We start from the raw sequence: 14,260 nt of genomic DNA on the forward strand, positions 1-14,260 counted from the left end.
GGCTGGCATGCGTGGGCACTTGAAGAGCGCGGGAAGGAGGAGAGGCGAGGCGGCGCTGGCTAGAAGGCGCGGGCCGGTGTGCAGCAGCTCACCAGGCGGCAGGGCTCGCTACCGGGATTGCGGAAGCGATGAGGAACGTTGGTGTCGAAATAGTAGGCTTCACCGGGGCCGAGCACGCGGGTCTCGGCGCCGATGGTGATCTCGATCTCGCCCTTGAGCACCACACCGGCCTCCTCGCCCTGGTGGGCGATCATCTCGCGGCCGGTGTCGGCCCCGGGGGGGTAGGTCTCGATCAGAAAGGCCAGCGCCCGGCTGGCCCGGTTGGCGCCGACGAGCTTGTAGACCACCTCGCCGCTGCCCATGTCGGCCAGTTCTTCGGCGGCGTAGAAAACCTGGTTGCGGCTCTCCAGGTCCATGGTGAAGAAGTCGCCGACGCTGATGGGAATGGCGTCGAGGATCTTCTTCAATGAGCTGACCGAAGGGCTGACCTTGCCCTGCTCGATCAGCGACAGGCTGGAGTGGGTGACACCGCAGCGCTTGGCCAGTTCGCGCTGGGAGATGCCGCGCAAGGTGCGCAGGGCGCGCAGGCGTACGCCAACATCGTCCGACATGCCGGTCTCCTCGTCATTGAAGTGGCGCCGCCCGGTTGCGGCGGCGCCTTGGCGCGCTCAGCAGAGGGCGTCCAGCTTCTGCTTGAGCAACTGGTTGACCTGCTGCGGATTGGCGGTGCCACGCGACGCCTTCATCACCTGGCCGACGAAGTAGCCGATCATCTTGCCGCGCTTTTCCGGCTCGGCATCACGGTACTGAGCCACCTGGGCCGGGCTGTCGGCGATCACCTGGTCGATCATCGCCTCGATGGCGCCGGTGTCGGTGACCTGTTTAAGCCCCTGGGCTTCAATGACATCGTCGGCCTTCGCGCCCTGGCCGTTCCACAGGGCCTGGAAGACCTGCTTGGCGGCCTTGCCGTTGATGGTGTCGTCGATCACCCGGGCGATCAGCTCGCCGAGCTGGTGCGCCGAGACGGGGCTGTCGGCGATCGCCAGGCCCTCGCGGTTGAGCGCGCCCGCGAGTTCGCCCTGCACCCAGTTGGCGGCCTGCTTGGCGTCGCCGCAGACATCTTTCACCTCCTCGAAGTAGTCGGCCATCTCGCGCGTGGCGGAGAGCACGCTGGCGTCGTAGGCGGAGAGCCCCAGCTCGCTCTCGAAGCGGGCGCGTTTTTCGGCGGGCAGTTCCGGGAGGTTGTCGCGCAGATGGTCGATATAGGCCTGGTCCAGCACCACCGGCAGCAGGTCGGGGCAGGGGAAGTAACGGTAATCGTTGGCTTCCTCCTTGGTGCGCATGCTGCGCGTCTCGTCGCGATCGGGGTCGAACAGGCGGGTCTCCTGAATGACCTTGCCGCCGTCCTCGAGCAGTTCGATCTGACGCTCCACCTCGAAGGCGATGGCGCGCTCGACGAAGCGGAAGGAGTTGACGTTCTTGATCTCGGCGCGGGTGCCGAAGGCCTCCTGGTCCTTGGGCCGTACCGAGACGTTGACGTCGCAGCGCATCGAACCCTCGGCCATGTTGCCGTCGCTGATGCCGAGATAGGTGACGATGGAGTGGATCGCCTTGAGATAGGCGGCGGCCTCCTTTGCCGAACGCATGTCGGGTTCGGAGACGATCTCCAGCAACGGTGTGCCGGCGCGGTTGAGGTCAACGCCGGTCATTCCATGAAAATCTTCATGCAGCGACTTTCCAGCATCCTCCTCGAGGTGGGCGTGGTGCACTCGGATCGGCTTGGTGGTGCCATCCTCGAGGGTGATCTCCACCACGCCGGCGCCGACGATGGGCTGGTACATCTGGCTGGTCTGGTAGCCCTTGGGCAGGTCGGGGTAGAAGTAATTCTTGCGGTCGAATACCGAGACCTCGGGAATCTCGGCGTGGATCGCCAGGCCGAACTTCACGGCCATGGCCACGGCAGCCTCGTTGAGCACCGGCAGAACGCCCGGCAGGCCCAGGTCGACGGCGCAGGCCTGGGTGTTGGGCTCGGCGCCGAAAGCGGTTGAGGCGCCGGAAAAGATCTTCGACCGGGTAGCGAGCTGGACGTGGACCTCCAGCCCGATCACAGTTTCCCATTGCATCAGGCGTTCTCCTCGGCGAAGGCGGGACGATGACGATGCCAGTCGGTGGCCTGCTGGAACTGATGCGCCACGTTGAGCAGGCGGGCCTCGGCGAAGTGATTGCCGAGAATCTGTAGGCCCACCGGGCGGTTGCCGACAAAGCCGGCCGGCACGCTCATGCCGGGGATTCCCGCGAGATTGATGGCAATGGTGTAGATGTCCTGCAGGTACATCGAGACCGGGTCCTTTTTCGCCCCCAGGTCGAAGGCCGGCGTGGGTGAGGCGGGGCCCATCAGCACGTCGACCTCCTCGAAGGCGTCGAGGAAGTCCTGGCGGATCAAGCGGCGCACCTGCTGGGCCTTCTTGTAATAGGCGTCGAAGAACCCTTCGGAGAGGGTATGGGTGCCGATCAGGATGCGGCGCTTGACCTCGTCGCCGAAGCCCTCGGCACGGCTGCGCTTGTACAGGTCGATCAGATCGCTGGGGCTGTCGCAGCGATGACCGAAGCGCACACCGTCATAGCGCGAGAGGTTCGAGGATGCCTCCGCGGGAGCGATGACGTAGTAGGCCGGTATGGCGTAGTGGGTATGCGGCAGGCTCACTTCGCGCACGCTGGCGCCGAGCGACTCGAACGCCTTGACCGCGTCGCGCATCGCCGCTTCGACCTCGGGCGCGAGGCCGTCACCGAAATACTCACGCGGCAGGCCGATCTTGAGCCCGGCGAGGGGGGTGTCGAGCTCCTCGGTGTAGTCGGGTACACCGCGCGCCACGCAGGTGGAATCGTGCAGGTCGTGGCCGGCCATGGCAGACAGCAGCAGCGCGCAATCCTCGGCGGTGCGGGCCATGGGGCCGGCCTGGTCGAGGCTCGAGGCGTAGGCGATCATGCCGTAGCGCGACACCCGTCCGTAGGTGGGCTTGAGTCCGGTGATGCCGCAGAAAGCGGCGGGCTGGCGGATCGAGCCGCCGGTGTCGGTGCCGATGGCGGCCGGTACCAGGCCGGCGGCGACCGCCGCGGCGCTACCACCAGAGGAGCCGCCGGGTACCGCGGCGAGGTCCCAGGGGTTCTTCACCGGGCCATAGTGGCTGTTCTCGTTGGAGGAGCCCATGGCGAACTCGTCCATGTTGGTCTTGCCCAGGCTAACGGTGCCGGCCGTGGCGAGCTTCTCGACCACGGTGGCATCGTAGGGCGAGATGAAATTGTCGAGCATTCTCGAGCCGGCGGTGGTCCTGACGTCGCGGGTACAGAAGATGTCCTTGAGCGCCAGCGGCAAGCCGGTCAGCGGGCCGGCCTTGCCCGCGGCGCGGGACTTGTCGGCGGCGTCGGCGGCGGCCAGGGCCTGATCGAAGGTGACGGTGATGAAGCAGTTCAGCTCGCCGTCGAGGCGGTCGATGCGGCCCAGCAGGTGCTGGGTCAGCTCGCGGCTGGAGAACTCGCCGGCGTCGAGCGAGCGGGCCAGTTCGGCCAGTGTCTTGTCATGCATGCGGCATGGCTCCATGAAGGCGTGCCGTTGGAAAGCGTTAGGGAACGAATGGTGCGGCGGCGAGCACGTTTGGCTCACTCGACGACGCGGGGCACCAGGTAGAGTCCGTCTTCCACGGCCGGGGCACAGCGCTGGAAACGCTCGCGCTGGTCGCTCTCGGTGACCTCGTCGGCGCGCAGGCGCTGGGTGACGTCGAGCGGATGAGCCAGCGGTGCGATGCCCTCGGTGTCGAGCGCCTGCAGCATGTCGACCATCTCGAGAATACGTCCCAGATCGTCCACGTAGCGGGCGGCGTCCTCGTCGTTCAGGCCTAGCCGGGCCAGGTGGGCGGCCCGCTGCACGTCTGCGTGTTCAAGCGCCATGAGCTGTGTGTCCTCGCACGATAGGAAGTGTTGTGAACAGCAGGAAAAGGTACCATATCCGGCGCGTGGCGGGCACTCTTCTCGCAACCGGGGTGGTGCCATGTCGCTTGCTGCCCGGGGGCCGCGATGATACCGTTTGCCTCCGCACTGGTCCCGGTCTGCACTAGGTAACGACGTCCATGTTCAAACGCTTGAGGGGGCTGTTCTCCAGCGATCTTTCTATCGATCTGGGTACGGCCAATACGCTGATTTACGTTCGCGGTCGCGGCATTGTGCTCGATGAGCCTTCGGTAGTGGCCATCCGCCAGTCCGGCAACATGCGCAGCGTGGCCGCGGTAGGCGCGGACGCCAAGCGCATGCTGGGCCGTACGCCGGGCAACATCACTGCCATTCGTCCGATGAAGGACGGGGTGATCGCCGACTTCACCGTCACCGAGCAGATGCTGCAGCACTTCATCCGCAAGGTGCATCAGAGCACGTTCCTGACGCCAAGCCCACGCGTGCTGGTCTGTGTGCCCTGCATGTCGACCCAGGTGGAGCGGCGCGCGATCAAGGAGTCCGCCGAAGGGGCGGGCGCCCGCGAGGTGTTCCTGATCGAGGAGCCGATGGCCGCCGCCATCGGCGCCGGGCTGCCGGTCGACGACGCGCAGGGCTCGATGGTGGTGGATATCGGTGGCGGTACCACCGAGATTGCCATCATCTCGCTCAATGGCGTGGTTTATTCCGAATCGATTCGCGTCGGCGGCGACCGCTTCGACGAGGCCATCTCCGCCTATGTACGCCGCCATTACGGCAGCCTGATCGGCGAAGCCACAGCCGAGCGCATCAAGGAGGAGATCGGCTGCGCCTATCCCGGCGGCGAGCTGCGCGAGATCGACGTGCGCGGACGCAACCTGGCCGAGGGTATACCGCGCAGCTTCACCCTGAATTCGCATGAAATTCTCGACGCCCTGCAGGAGACGCTCTCCTCGATCGTCGCCGCGGTCAAAAGTGCCCTTGAGCAGTCACCTCCCGAACTCGCGTCGGACATCGCCGAGCGCGGCCTGGTGCTGACCGGCGGCGGCGCTCTGCTGCGCGATCTGGACAAGCTGATCGCCGAGGAGACAGGGCTGCCGGTCATCGTGGCCGAGGATCCGCTGACCTGCGTGGCACGCGGCGGTGGCAAGGCCCTCGAAATGATCGATCGGCACACCTTCGAGCTGCTCTCGAGCGACTGACACTGGCGCAAGGCCTGGGGTCTGAAAGCCGCGGGCGACGGTGCTTCGAACCGTTCTGTTGCCGCGAGGCCGAGGTGGGCGCTTTGCGGGTCTGGGTCAGTGCGAATCGACGAATAATCAAGCGCCGCTGGACGGGCGGCGCCTGGTGCGGGGGGAACGTCTATCAAACCGCTGTTCTCGCACGCTTCCGTGCCTGGCTACCGCATGCTGCTGTGTGCGCTGGCCGCTGCTGCGTTGATGTTCGTCGAACATCGGTTCACGCGTATGGAAGAGGTGCGTGGCCACCTCACCACCCTGGTCGCCCCCATTCAGTGGCTGGTCGCCGTGCCCAGTGATGTGCTCGCCTGGGGCTCACTGGCGCTTTCCGAGCAGCGCGCACTGGTGGAGGAGAACCGTCGCCTGCGCGAACAGATTCTGCATCTGTCACACCGTGTCCAGCATATGTCGAGCCTGACCGCCGAGAACGTGCGTCTGCGCGAACTCCTGGGTGCCGCCGCGCGTCTCGAGGCGCCCTATATCACCGCCGAGCTGCTGTCGCTGGATTCCGATCCCTTCACCCATCAGATGGTGATCGATCGCGGGCGCCGCAACGGGGCCTTCGTCGGCCAGCCGGTCATGGATGCCTCGGGCTTGGTGGGGCAGGTGACCGCAGTTTCCGCCTATTCCAGTCGAGTACTGATGGTGGCCGATGCCAGCCATGCCCTACCGGTCCAGATCAACCGCAACGGGCTGCGTTTCGTGCTGCAAGGCAGCGGTCAGTACGACGCGCTGCGGGTGCTGCACGTGCCGGACACGGCCGATATCCGCGAGGGCGACCTGCTGGTCACCTCGGGCCTGGCCGGCCGTTTTCCGCCGGGCTACCCGGTGGCGCGCGTCACGGAGGTGGTCCACGATCCGGGGCAGCCGTTCGCACGGGTCACGGCCGCTCCCGTCGCGCGACTGCAGCGCTCGCGTCACTTCCTGCTGATCTTTCCCCCCGAGCCGGCTCCCGTGCCCGACGATGCCTTGTGGGATCGTGAGCCGGTCGACGACATGGATGACATCGAGCTGCCGCCGACGGCGCAGGGAGAGGGGTAATGGCCGCCGGATACCGTACCTCGCTGTTCTGGATCTGGCTCACGCTGCTGCTGGCGCTCAGCCTTCAGGTCATGCCACTGGCCGAGGGCTGGCAGATCTGGCGCCCCGACTGGCTGGGCCTGATGTTGATCTACTGGTGCATGTCGGCACCCGACCGGGTGGGCGTCCTTCACGGGTTCGTGCTGGGGCTGTTGCTCGATCTGATCGAGGCGGCGCCGCTGGGTCAGAATGCCCTGTTGCTGTCGCTGCTCGCCTTCCTCGCGGCGCTGGTCTATCCGCGCTTCCGCGCTTATTCGCTGCTGCAGCAGGCGCTGCTGGTTCTGGTGTTGCTGGGCCTGGTGCAACTGGTCGAACAGTGGCTGCGCACCCTGTTCGGCTCCTTCTCGATGCACTTGGCTTTCCTGCTGCCCTCACTGATCGGGGCCGTGCTATGGCCGTGGTGGACCACCATGTTCCAGGCCTTCGAGCGCCGCTTGGCGGGTGGGGAGTGAGGCTATGCCGATGATACCCCTGGCGTCCTCGGGTTCGTGCTCTCCCGATGCCCCGGCGCTGTGCCTGGCCTCGGCCTCGCCGCGGCGCCGTGAACTGTTGGCCTCGATCGGCGTCACGGCCGAGGTGAAACCGGTCGATATCGACGAGACGCCACGCCACGGCGAGACCGCCGAGGCCTATGTGCTACGGCTGGCGCGCGAGAAGGCGGCGGCCGGAGCGCGACTCTCGACGCTGCCCACGTTGGGGTCGGACACCGCAGTGGTGTGCGATGGTCACATCCTGGGCAAGCCCGGCGGACCCGACGAGGCGGCGGCAATGCTGCGCCGGCTGTCGGGACGGACCCACCAGGTACTGACCGCCGTCGCCGTGACGGGGCTGGCAGGCCTGCTCGATGTCTGCGTTGAGACGAAGGTGCTGATGCGAGAGATCGCCGAGCACGAAATCGCCGCCTACTGGGCCACCGGTGAGCCGGTCGACAAGGCGGGTGGCTATGCCATACAGGGATTGGCGGCGGTCTTCGTCGAGCGCATCGAGGGCAGCCATTCCGCAGTCGTCGGGCTGCCGCTGTTCGAGACCGCACGCCTGTTGGCGCGGCAACGCGTGCCGCTGTGGTGCGTACATGGGAATGCCGTCTAGCCGACTCCCTATGTCATAATGCGGCGAAGACGAATTGGACAAGGATTCCGCATGAGCGGCGAAGTACTCATCAACCTGACGCCGATGGAAACCCGCGTGGCCGTGGTGGAAAACGGCGTACTGCAGGAAGCGCTGATCGAGCGCACGCGGCGGCGCGGCATCGTCGGCAATATCTACAAGGGCCGCGTGGTGAGGGTGCTTCCCGGCATGCAGGCCGCCTTCGTCGACATCGGCCTCGATCGGGCGGCTTTCATCCACGCCCACGAAGTGATGCCGCCGGGCACTCCGCCGGAGGAGCAGGTCTCGATCGGTCAGTTGCTGCACGAGGGGCAGGCCCTGGTGGTGCAAGTGACCAAGGACCCCATCGGCACCAAGGGGGCGCGCTTGACCACGCACCTGTCGGTGCCTTCGCGCTATCTGGTCTACATGCCCGATTCGCCACACAACGGCGTCTCCCAGCGCATCGAAGACGAGCGTGAGCGCGAGCGACTACGCGAGCTGCTCGACGTCTGCCAGGGCGAGCAGGAGATCGAGGTCACCGGTGGCTTCATCGTGCGCACGGCGGCCGAGAACGTGGGCAGGGACGAGCTCCACACCGACATGCACTTTCTTTTGCGGTTGTGGCGCAAGGTCAGCGAGCGCAAGTTGACCGCCCCCGCGCCCAGCGTGATCTACGACGACCTGCCGCTGTTCATCCGCACCCTACGCGACCTGATGCGCGACGAGATCGAGAAGGTGCGTATCGATTCGCGGGAGAACTACGTCAAGCTGGTCGAGTTCGCCGAGGAGTTTATGCCGGACTCCACCGCCCGCATCGAGTACTACCCGGGCGAGCGACCGATCTTCGACCTCTACAGCGTCGAGGACGAGATCCAGAAGGCACTGGGGCGCAAGGTGCAGCTCAAGTCCGGTGGTTATTTGGTGATCGATCCCACCGAGGCGATGACGACCATCGACGTCAACACCGGCGGCTACGTGGGGCATCGCAACCTCGAAGAGACCATCTTTAAGACCAACCTCGAGGCGGCCAACGCCATCGCCCGCCAGCTGCGTCTGCGCAACCTGGGCGGCATCATCATCATCGACTTCATCGATATGGAGGATCCCGAACATCAGCGCCAGGTATTGCGCGTGCTCGAGAAGGCGCTGGAGCGTGATCATGCCAAGACCAAGTGTACCGGGGTCACCGAGCTGGGCCTGGTGCAGCTGACGCGCAAGCGTACGCGCGAGAGCCTGGAGCAGACCTTGTGCGAGGCGTGTCCCACCTGCGGCGGGCGGGGGACGCTGAAGACCGCCGAGACCGTCTGCTACGAAATCTTCCGCGAGATTCTGCGCGAGGAGCGCGCCTACAACGCGGAGACTTACATGGTACTGGCCTCTCAGCCGGTGGTGGATCGGTTGCTTGACGAGGAGTCGGCTGCGGTGGCCGACCTGGAAAGCTTCATTGGCAAGACCATTCGCTTCCAGGTCGAGGGCCATTATTCCCAGGAGCAGTACGATATCGTGCTGATGTGAGCGGCTCATGCATCCGCTTCGCCTGGTCGCTCGCTGGTCGCTCACCCTGCTTGCCGTCGCGCTGGCGTTGGTGGCCGTGCTCACGCTGGTGCTGCGCCTCGCCCTGACGCAAACCGATGAGCTGGCACCCCGCGTGGAGCGGCTGCTGGAGGCGCGCTCGGGGGCGGCGGTAGGCTTGGCGCGGCTCGAGGCCCGTATGGTTGGACTGGACCCGGTACTGGAGGGCGGCGGCCTTACCGTCACCACCCACGAGGGCGACAGCGGCCTGCCTCTGCTCGAGGTCGAGCATGCCCGCATGCGACTCGACAGCGCCGCCAGCCTGCGCGCGGGCATGCCGGTGGTCGCGGATGCCCGTCTGAGCGGGCTGACACTGCATCTCTACCAGGACGAGCAGGGCGGCTGGCACTGGCCCGATCCCGCCGATCTTCCCGCGGCTCTGATCGAGGGTGAATTCGACCTCAGCCAGATGGATGCCATGGTCGGGCGACTCCTGCGCCAGCGGGCCTGGGCGGAGGACGTGAGACTGGTACTGCATGGTCGTACGCGCAGGCTCGACATGATGGCACCGCGCCTGCTGCTCACCGGCGACGAACGGCGTGCCCACCTGGAGGGCGAAGTGCACTTGATGGGCCAGGAGGAGACCACGCTGCAGGCCGCGCTGGAGGTCTTTCCCGGCCCTCGCGGTTTACGTGACTTCAGTGCTGCGCTGCAGGCCGAGATGAAGCTCGATACCTTGGTCGACTTGGTCGAGGTGTTCACTTACGGCGATCCTCTGCAGCTGGAGGATGCCAGCGGCGACGTGACTCTCTGGGGGCGCTGGCACCGTGGTGCCCTGGCCGATGCCCGTCTCGACATCGACGTGCCGCGTCTGGCCCTACGACGCGACGACGACCCCATCGTGCTGGAGCCCTTCCGCGCCCGTGGCCAGTGGCTGCGGGGCGATGAGGGTTGGGAGGCTTGGCTGCAGGGCGACGCCTCGGCGGCGAATTGGGCGGAACCACGGGAAATGGAGGACGAGGAGAAGCCGGCTCTGCCGCACTTCTGGCATGTGCGAAGCGACGGCGAGGGTTGGTGGCTCAATACCAGCCAGTTCGAGCTGGCCTCGCTGGCCGCATGGCGTGAGCGAGTGCTGCTGCCAGAAGGGCTGATCCGCACCATCGACGCCCTCGACCCTCGCGGACTGGTCTCGGGCCTCGGTTTTGGCCGGCGCGACGGTCAGTGGATTGCGCAGGCTGCCGTGCATCGCGTCGAGGTCTCGCCGCTGGACGATGTGCCGGGGGGCGGTCCGTTGGATGCCTGGGTCGAGGCGCGCGACTTCACTGGGCGTATCGAATTCATCGGTGTCGACGACCCCGTACTCAAGATCCCCCAAGTCTATGCGGAGCCGATGGCACTGTCTCACGCCAGCGGCGAGGTGCGCTGGACTTATGAGGGGCCGCGTACTTTCGTCAGCGGTCGAGGGCTCAAGGCCGGCTGGCAGGGCGCCGAGGTCGAGGGCGGCTTCGGCCTGGCGATCGGCGGCGGCATGCGCGGCGGACTGGGACTCGACCTGAGTTTTCGTGACGTGGATGCGGTGGATCGGCCGCTGACCGACTGGCTGCCTGCCGACGTGCTGGGAGAACAGCTGGATGCCTGGCTGGCGGAGGGTGTGGCCGGCCGGGTGCCGGCCGGCGAACTCAAGCTGCATCTGCCGCTGCAGCGCGATGGTGAATCCGTCCCGCCGCGCTTGCGGCTCGATCTCGCCATCGAGGAGGGGCGCCTGCCCTTCGATCCCGAATGGCCGGCGCTCGAGTCGCTCGAGGGGCATCTCACGGCGGGCGTCGATACGCTAGAGGCCGAGGTACGCCATGCCGAGAGTCTCGGGGTCCAGGGACGTAACGGACGGGTGACTCTTGCCGATGACGTATTGCGAATCAGCGGTGACGTGGCCGCGGACGGCGAAGCGCTGCGTCGCTACCTGCACGCGCTTCCCGTCGACGGCATGGAGCGGGTCGACGACTGGCGTGGCGAAGGAAACGCCTCTGGCCGACTCGATCTGGCCATGCGATTGGGCGAGGAAAAAGAGCAGGAGCAAGAGCAGGAGCAAGAGGACGACTTCACGCTCACGCTCGATACGCAGGTGGACTTGGAGCGTCTCGTCTATCTGCCGCTCGACGTGTCCTTCCGCGACGTCAGCGGTCCGCTCGCCTGGTATCAGCGCGACGAAGAGGGCGGTCTCGAGGGCTATCTTGAGGCGAGCCTGCTCGGTGGACCGATCAGCGCCGATATAGACACCCTGAATGGGGGCGTGGAACTCGAAGGGTCGATCAAGATGGCGCGCCTACTGGAGCTCGGCGGTGCGGACGGCCTCAACGCTCGACTCTCCGGCCGATTGCCCTGGCGTGGACGATTGACGCTGAGCGATGGCCGCAACGCCTTTCGTTTCGACAGCAGTCTCCAAGGGGTCGCGATCGATCTGCCGTCGCCTCTCGGCAAGGCGGCCGGCGAGCCGCGTCCGCTATGGCTGGAGGCCGATCTGGATCGGGAGCTGGTAGAGGCGGAGCTCGGCGGCGACACGCGCTTGCGCTGGCGAGGGCTGTCGTATTCCGACTTGGGGCAAGGGCAGCTATGGCTGGGGCGCTTGCCCGACGCGCCGACCTGGCCCGAGCGCGAAGGCTGGGAGGCGACGCTCTATCAGTCACGCCTGGACCTGCGCGAATGGGCCTCGATGCTCTCTTCCCTGACCGGGGGCGACACTGGCCCCCCCTCCGGCACCGAGGCCGTGAAGCGACTGCGAATCGAGGCCGCTTGCCTGGTCGGGCCCGGCGACGGTTGTCTCGGCCCGATGACCGCCGAGGCGCGCCCCCGCGACGATCAGGGCTGGCGCGTCAATCTCGGGGGAGGGCTGCTCGAAGGTCACTTCGATTATCGCCCGACGCTCGACGATGCGCTGGATATCGCGCTGGATCGGGTGACCCTGGACGGCCTGCTGCCAGCGCAGAGCGAAGGCGCCGGCGAACTGCTCGAGGAGCTCGATGTGCCGCCCGACCCCACTCCGCTGCCGGACTGGGTGACCGAACTGCCAAACGGACGCTTGCGCATCGCCGACATTTTCTACCAAGGGCGTGCGATCGGCCCGCTCACGACCCGTTGGGAGAGCGGGTCCGAGCGGCTCGTGCTGGGACCGCTGGGATTGACGCTGGGTCAGATATCGGCGACCGGTGAGCTGGTCTGGGAGTCGGCAGGGCCGGACGACAGCCTGACCCGGTCACGGCTCAATCTCGATGGCAGCGACCTGGGCTCCGCCTTGGAGCTCCTCGGACAGCCAGTTTCCATCCGCAGCGACGAGACCCGGGTGCGGAGTCAGCTGGCCTGGCCGGGCCCACCATGGCAGTTCGCCCTGGCGCGCTCACGCGGCAGCATCGAGGCGGAGCTGCGCGACGGCCGCTTCGTCCAGCTGGAATCGCCCACGGCGCGGCTGGTCGGGCTACTGAACGTCGACAACCTGCTGCGTCGGCTGCGTATGGATTTTTCCGACGTTACCGGCCAGGGCACGGCCTTCGATCAAGTGAACGGGGCTGCTACTCTCTATGAAGGTGTACTCGAAACGAGCGGGCCGGTACGCATCGACGGTCCGGCCACTACCTTCACTCTCGATGGCACGGTCGATCTTGCGCGCCGGGAACTCGACCAGCACCTGAGCGTCACAGTCCCGGTAAGTAGCAATTTGCCGCTGGCCGCCGTCATTGCGGGGGCGCCGGTGGTGGGAGGCGCACTCTTCATCGCCGACCGTCTGTTCGGTCGCGTTCTCGATCGAGCCACCCGAATTCACTATCGCGTGCGAGGTCCCTGGACCTCGCCCGAGATCAAATTGGAAACCGCTGAATGACGACACCAACACCTGCCCTGCTCGATACCGCCGCCGAGATCCTGTTGCGCCCCGGCGGGCTGGACATCGATGCGCTCGATGTCGGCCTGGGACACGTCCTGACCCCGGGCGTCGACTATGCCGATCTCTACTTCCAGCGCAGCTGGCACGAAAGCTGGGTGCTCGAGGACGGCGAGGTCAAGGAGGCCGGGTATAACATCGACGGCGGGGTCGGAGTGCGTGCGATGGCCGGGGAGAAGACCGGGTTCGCCTATTCCAATCAGATCACCGCCGATGCGCTGGCCGAGACGGGGCGTACGGCATCGGGCATCGTGCGCAGCGGCAGTCGCCTGGCGGTCGCGCCACGTGTGACGAGTCAGTCGGCGGCGCGCTATGCCAACATCGATCCGCTTGCCGGGCTCACCGCCGAGGACAAGATCGCTCTGCTCAAGCAGGCCGATCGGATCGCGCGGGCCGCGGACCCTTCCGTGGTTCAGGTCAGTGCATCGCTCACCGGCGAGTACGAGGTGATGCTGGTGCGAGCCAGTGACGGCACGCTGGCCGCGGACATACGTCCTCTGGTGCGCTTCAACGTCAGCGTAATTGCGGCGAAGGGCGGTCGGCGCGAGCGCGGCAGCGCCGGCGGCGGCGGTCGCTACGCCATGTCCCGCCTGCGCGACGAGAACGTGGCCGAGCGTTTCGCCAAGGAGGCGGTGCGCCAGGCACGGGTCAATCTGGAGGCGGTGGATGCGCCGGCGGGGCAACTGCCCGTGGTGCTCGGTCCCGGCTGGCCCGGCATCCTGCTTCACGAAGCGGTGGGGCATGGCCTGGAGGGCGACTTCAATCGCAAGGGCAGTTCCGCATTCGCTGGACGCATGGGGAAGCGCGTGGCGGCCCCCGGCGTGACGGTGGTCGACGATGCCACCCTGGCCGACCGGCGTGGCTCGATGAGCATGGACGACGAGGGCACGCCGGGCCAGTACACCCCGCTGATCGAGGACGGCATCCTCACCGGCTACATGCAGGACAAGCTCAATGCGCGACTGATGGGCATGCAGCCCACCGGCAACGCCCGGCGCGAGTCCTTCGCCCACTTGCCGATGCCACGCATGACCAATACGTACATGCTCGCCGGCCAGGACGATCCCGCCGACATCATCGCCAGCGTCCGGCGTGGCCTCTATGCGGTCAGCTTCGGCGGCGGACAGGTCGATATCACCTCGGGCAAGTTCGTGTTTTCGGCCAGCGAGGCTTACCTGATCGAGGACGGGCGCATCACCGCCCCGGTCAAGGGTGCTACCTTGATCGGCAACGGACCAGAGGCGATGGGGCGGGTGTCGATGATCGGCCATGACCTCGAGCTCGATACCGGCATTGGCGTATGCGGCAAGGAGGGTCAGGGCGTACCGGTCGGTGTCGGCCAGCCGACGCTGAAACTCGATGAGCTCACCATAGGCGGAACGCAATCCTGAGGGTAAAAGATAAGAGGTAAGAGATAAGAGGTAAGAGTGCAGAAGGAAGAGAGGAGTGA

Annotated in this window: 11 protein-coding genes; 7 read left to right on the forward strand and 4 right to left on the reverse strand. The window is 66.4% G+C overall.

The window, feature by feature from the left end:
• Positions 1-59 precede the first annotated feature (59 nt).
• The 4 genes from CYJ07_RS00755 to gatC form a co-directional block, all read right to left on the reverse strand.
• Positions 60-611, reverse strand: coding sequence for a cupin domain-containing protein (locus CYJ07_RS00755; protein WP_104201754.1), 552 nt, complete (start codon positions 609-611; stop codon positions 60-62).
• A gap of 57 nt (positions 612-668) precedes the next feature.
• Positions 669-2,123: an Asp-tRNA(Asn)/Glu-tRNA(Gln) amidotransferase subunit GatB gene (gene gatB, locus CYJ07_RS00760; RefSeq protein ID WP_104201755.1), complete on the reverse strand. Its 1,455-nt coding sequence runs from the start codon at positions 2,121-2,123 to the stop codon at positions 669-671.
• Complete coding sequence (gene gatA, locus CYJ07_RS00765) at positions 2,123-3,583, reverse strand: Asp-tRNA(Asn)/Glu-tRNA(Gln) amidotransferase subunit GatA (protein WP_104201756.1); 1,461 nt, start codon at positions 3,581-3,583, stop codon at positions 2,123-2,125. The genes gatB and gatA overlap by 1 nt, the downstream gene beginning before the upstream one ends.
• A gap of 74 nt (positions 3,584-3,657) precedes the next feature.
• The gene (gene gatC, locus CYJ07_RS00770; protein WP_104201757.1) at positions 3,658-3,945 is read right to left on the reverse strand and encodes an Asp-tRNA(Asn)/Glu-tRNA(Gln) amidotransferase subunit GatC; all 288 of its coding nucleotides are present in this window, start codon (positions 3,943-3,945) and stop codon (positions 3,658-3,660) included.
• A 179-nt stretch (positions 3,946-4,124) separates the two neighbouring features.
• Here gatC and CYJ07_RS00775 point away from each other — a divergent pair, with 179 nt between their 5' ends.
• The 7 genes from CYJ07_RS00775 (at position 4,125) to tldD (ending at position 14,201) form a co-directional block, all read left to right on the forward strand.
• Positions 4,125-5,162 (forward strand): rod shape-determining protein, encoded by a 1,038-nt coding sequence (locus CYJ07_RS00775; RefSeq protein ID WP_104201758.1) that lies wholly within the window; start codon positions 4,125-4,127, stop codon positions 5,160-5,162.
• A 162-nt stretch (positions 5,163-5,324) separates the two neighbouring features.
• A complete protein-coding gene (mreC, locus tag CYJ07_RS00780; protein WP_269320529.1) occupies positions 5,325-6,239 on the forward strand; it encodes a rod shape-determining protein MreC in 915 nt (304 codons plus the stop codon).
• Positions 6,239-6,730 (forward strand): rod shape-determining protein MreD, encoded by a 492-nt coding sequence (gene mreD / locus CYJ07_RS00785; protein ID WP_104201760.1) that lies wholly within the window; start codon positions 6,239-6,241, stop codon positions 6,728-6,730. Before mreC ends, mreD begins: the two co-directional genes overlap by 1 nt.
• Before the next feature lie 4 nt (positions 6,731-6,734).
• On the forward strand, positions 6,735-7,367 hold the full coding sequence (locus CYJ07_RS00790; protein WP_269320525.1) for a Maf family protein: 633 nt from the start codon (positions 6,735-6,737) through the stop codon (positions 7,365-7,367).
• A gap of 51 nt (positions 7,368-7,418) precedes the next feature.
• Positions 7,419-8,882, forward strand: coding sequence for a ribonuclease G (gene rng, locus CYJ07_RS00795; RefSeq protein WP_104201761.1), 1,464 nt, complete (start codon positions 7,419-7,421; stop codon positions 8,880-8,882).
• A 7-nt stretch (positions 8,883-8,889) separates the two neighbouring features.
• Positions 8,890-12,750 (forward strand): YhdP family phospholipid transporter, encoded by a 3,861-nt coding sequence (locus tag CYJ07_RS00800; RefSeq protein ID WP_104201762.1) that lies wholly within the window; start codon positions 8,890-8,892, stop codon positions 12,748-12,750.
• A complete protein-coding gene (gene tldD / locus CYJ07_RS00805; protein WP_104201763.1) occupies positions 12,747-14,201 on the forward strand; it encodes a metalloprotease TldD in 1,455 nt (484 codons plus the stop codon). The genes CYJ07_RS00800 and tldD overlap by 4 nt, the downstream gene beginning before the upstream one ends.
• The last annotated feature ends 59 nt before the right edge of the window (positions 14,202-14,260 follow it).

Origin of the sequence: Billgrantia saliphila, from assembly GCF_002930105.1 — a bacterium.
GTDB lineage: Bacteria > Pseudomonadota > Gammaproteobacteria > Pseudomonadales > Halomonadaceae > Halomonas > Halomonas saliphila.

Excerpts from the sequence above, each read along its gene's own strand:
- tldD (WP_104201763.1), top strand. The coding sequence starts at position 12,747 with ATGACGACACCAACACCTGCCCTGCTCGATACCGCCGCCGAGATCCTG.
- gatA (WP_104201756.1), bottom strand. The coding sequence starts at position 3,583 with ATGCATGACAAGACACTGGCCGAACTGGCCCGCTCGCTCGACGCCGGC.
- CYJ07_RS00775 (WP_104201758.1), top strand. The coding sequence starts at position 4,125 with ATGTTCAAACGCTTGAGGGGGCTGTTCTCCAGCGATCTTTCTATCGAT.
- CYJ07_RS00800 (WP_104201762.1), top strand. The coding sequence starts at position 8,890 with ATGCATCCGCTTCGCCTGGTCGCTCGCTGGTCGCTCACCCTGCTTGCC.
- mreD (WP_104201760.1), top strand. The coding sequence starts at position 6,239 with ATGGCCGCCGGATACCGTACCTCGCTGTTCTGGATCTGGCTCACGCTG.
- rng (WP_104201761.1), top strand. The coding sequence starts at position 7,419 with ATGAGCGGCGAAGTACTCATCAACCTGACGCCGATGGAAACCCGCGTG.
- gatC (WP_104201757.1), bottom strand. The coding sequence starts at position 3,945 with ATGGCGCTTGAACACGCAGACGTGCAGCGGGCCGCCCACCTGGCCCGG.
- CYJ07_RS00790 (WP_269320525.1), top strand. The coding sequence starts at position 6,735 with ATGCCGATGATACCCCTGGCGTCCTCGGGTTCGTGCTCTCCCGATGCC.
- CYJ07_RS00755 (WP_104201754.1), bottom strand. The coding sequence starts at position 611 with ATGTCGGACGATGTTGGCGTACGCCTGCGCGCCCTGCGCACCTTGCGC.
- gatB (WP_104201755.1), bottom strand. The coding sequence starts at position 2,123 with ATGCAATGGGAAACTGTGATCGGGCTGGAGGTCCACGTCCAGCTCGCT.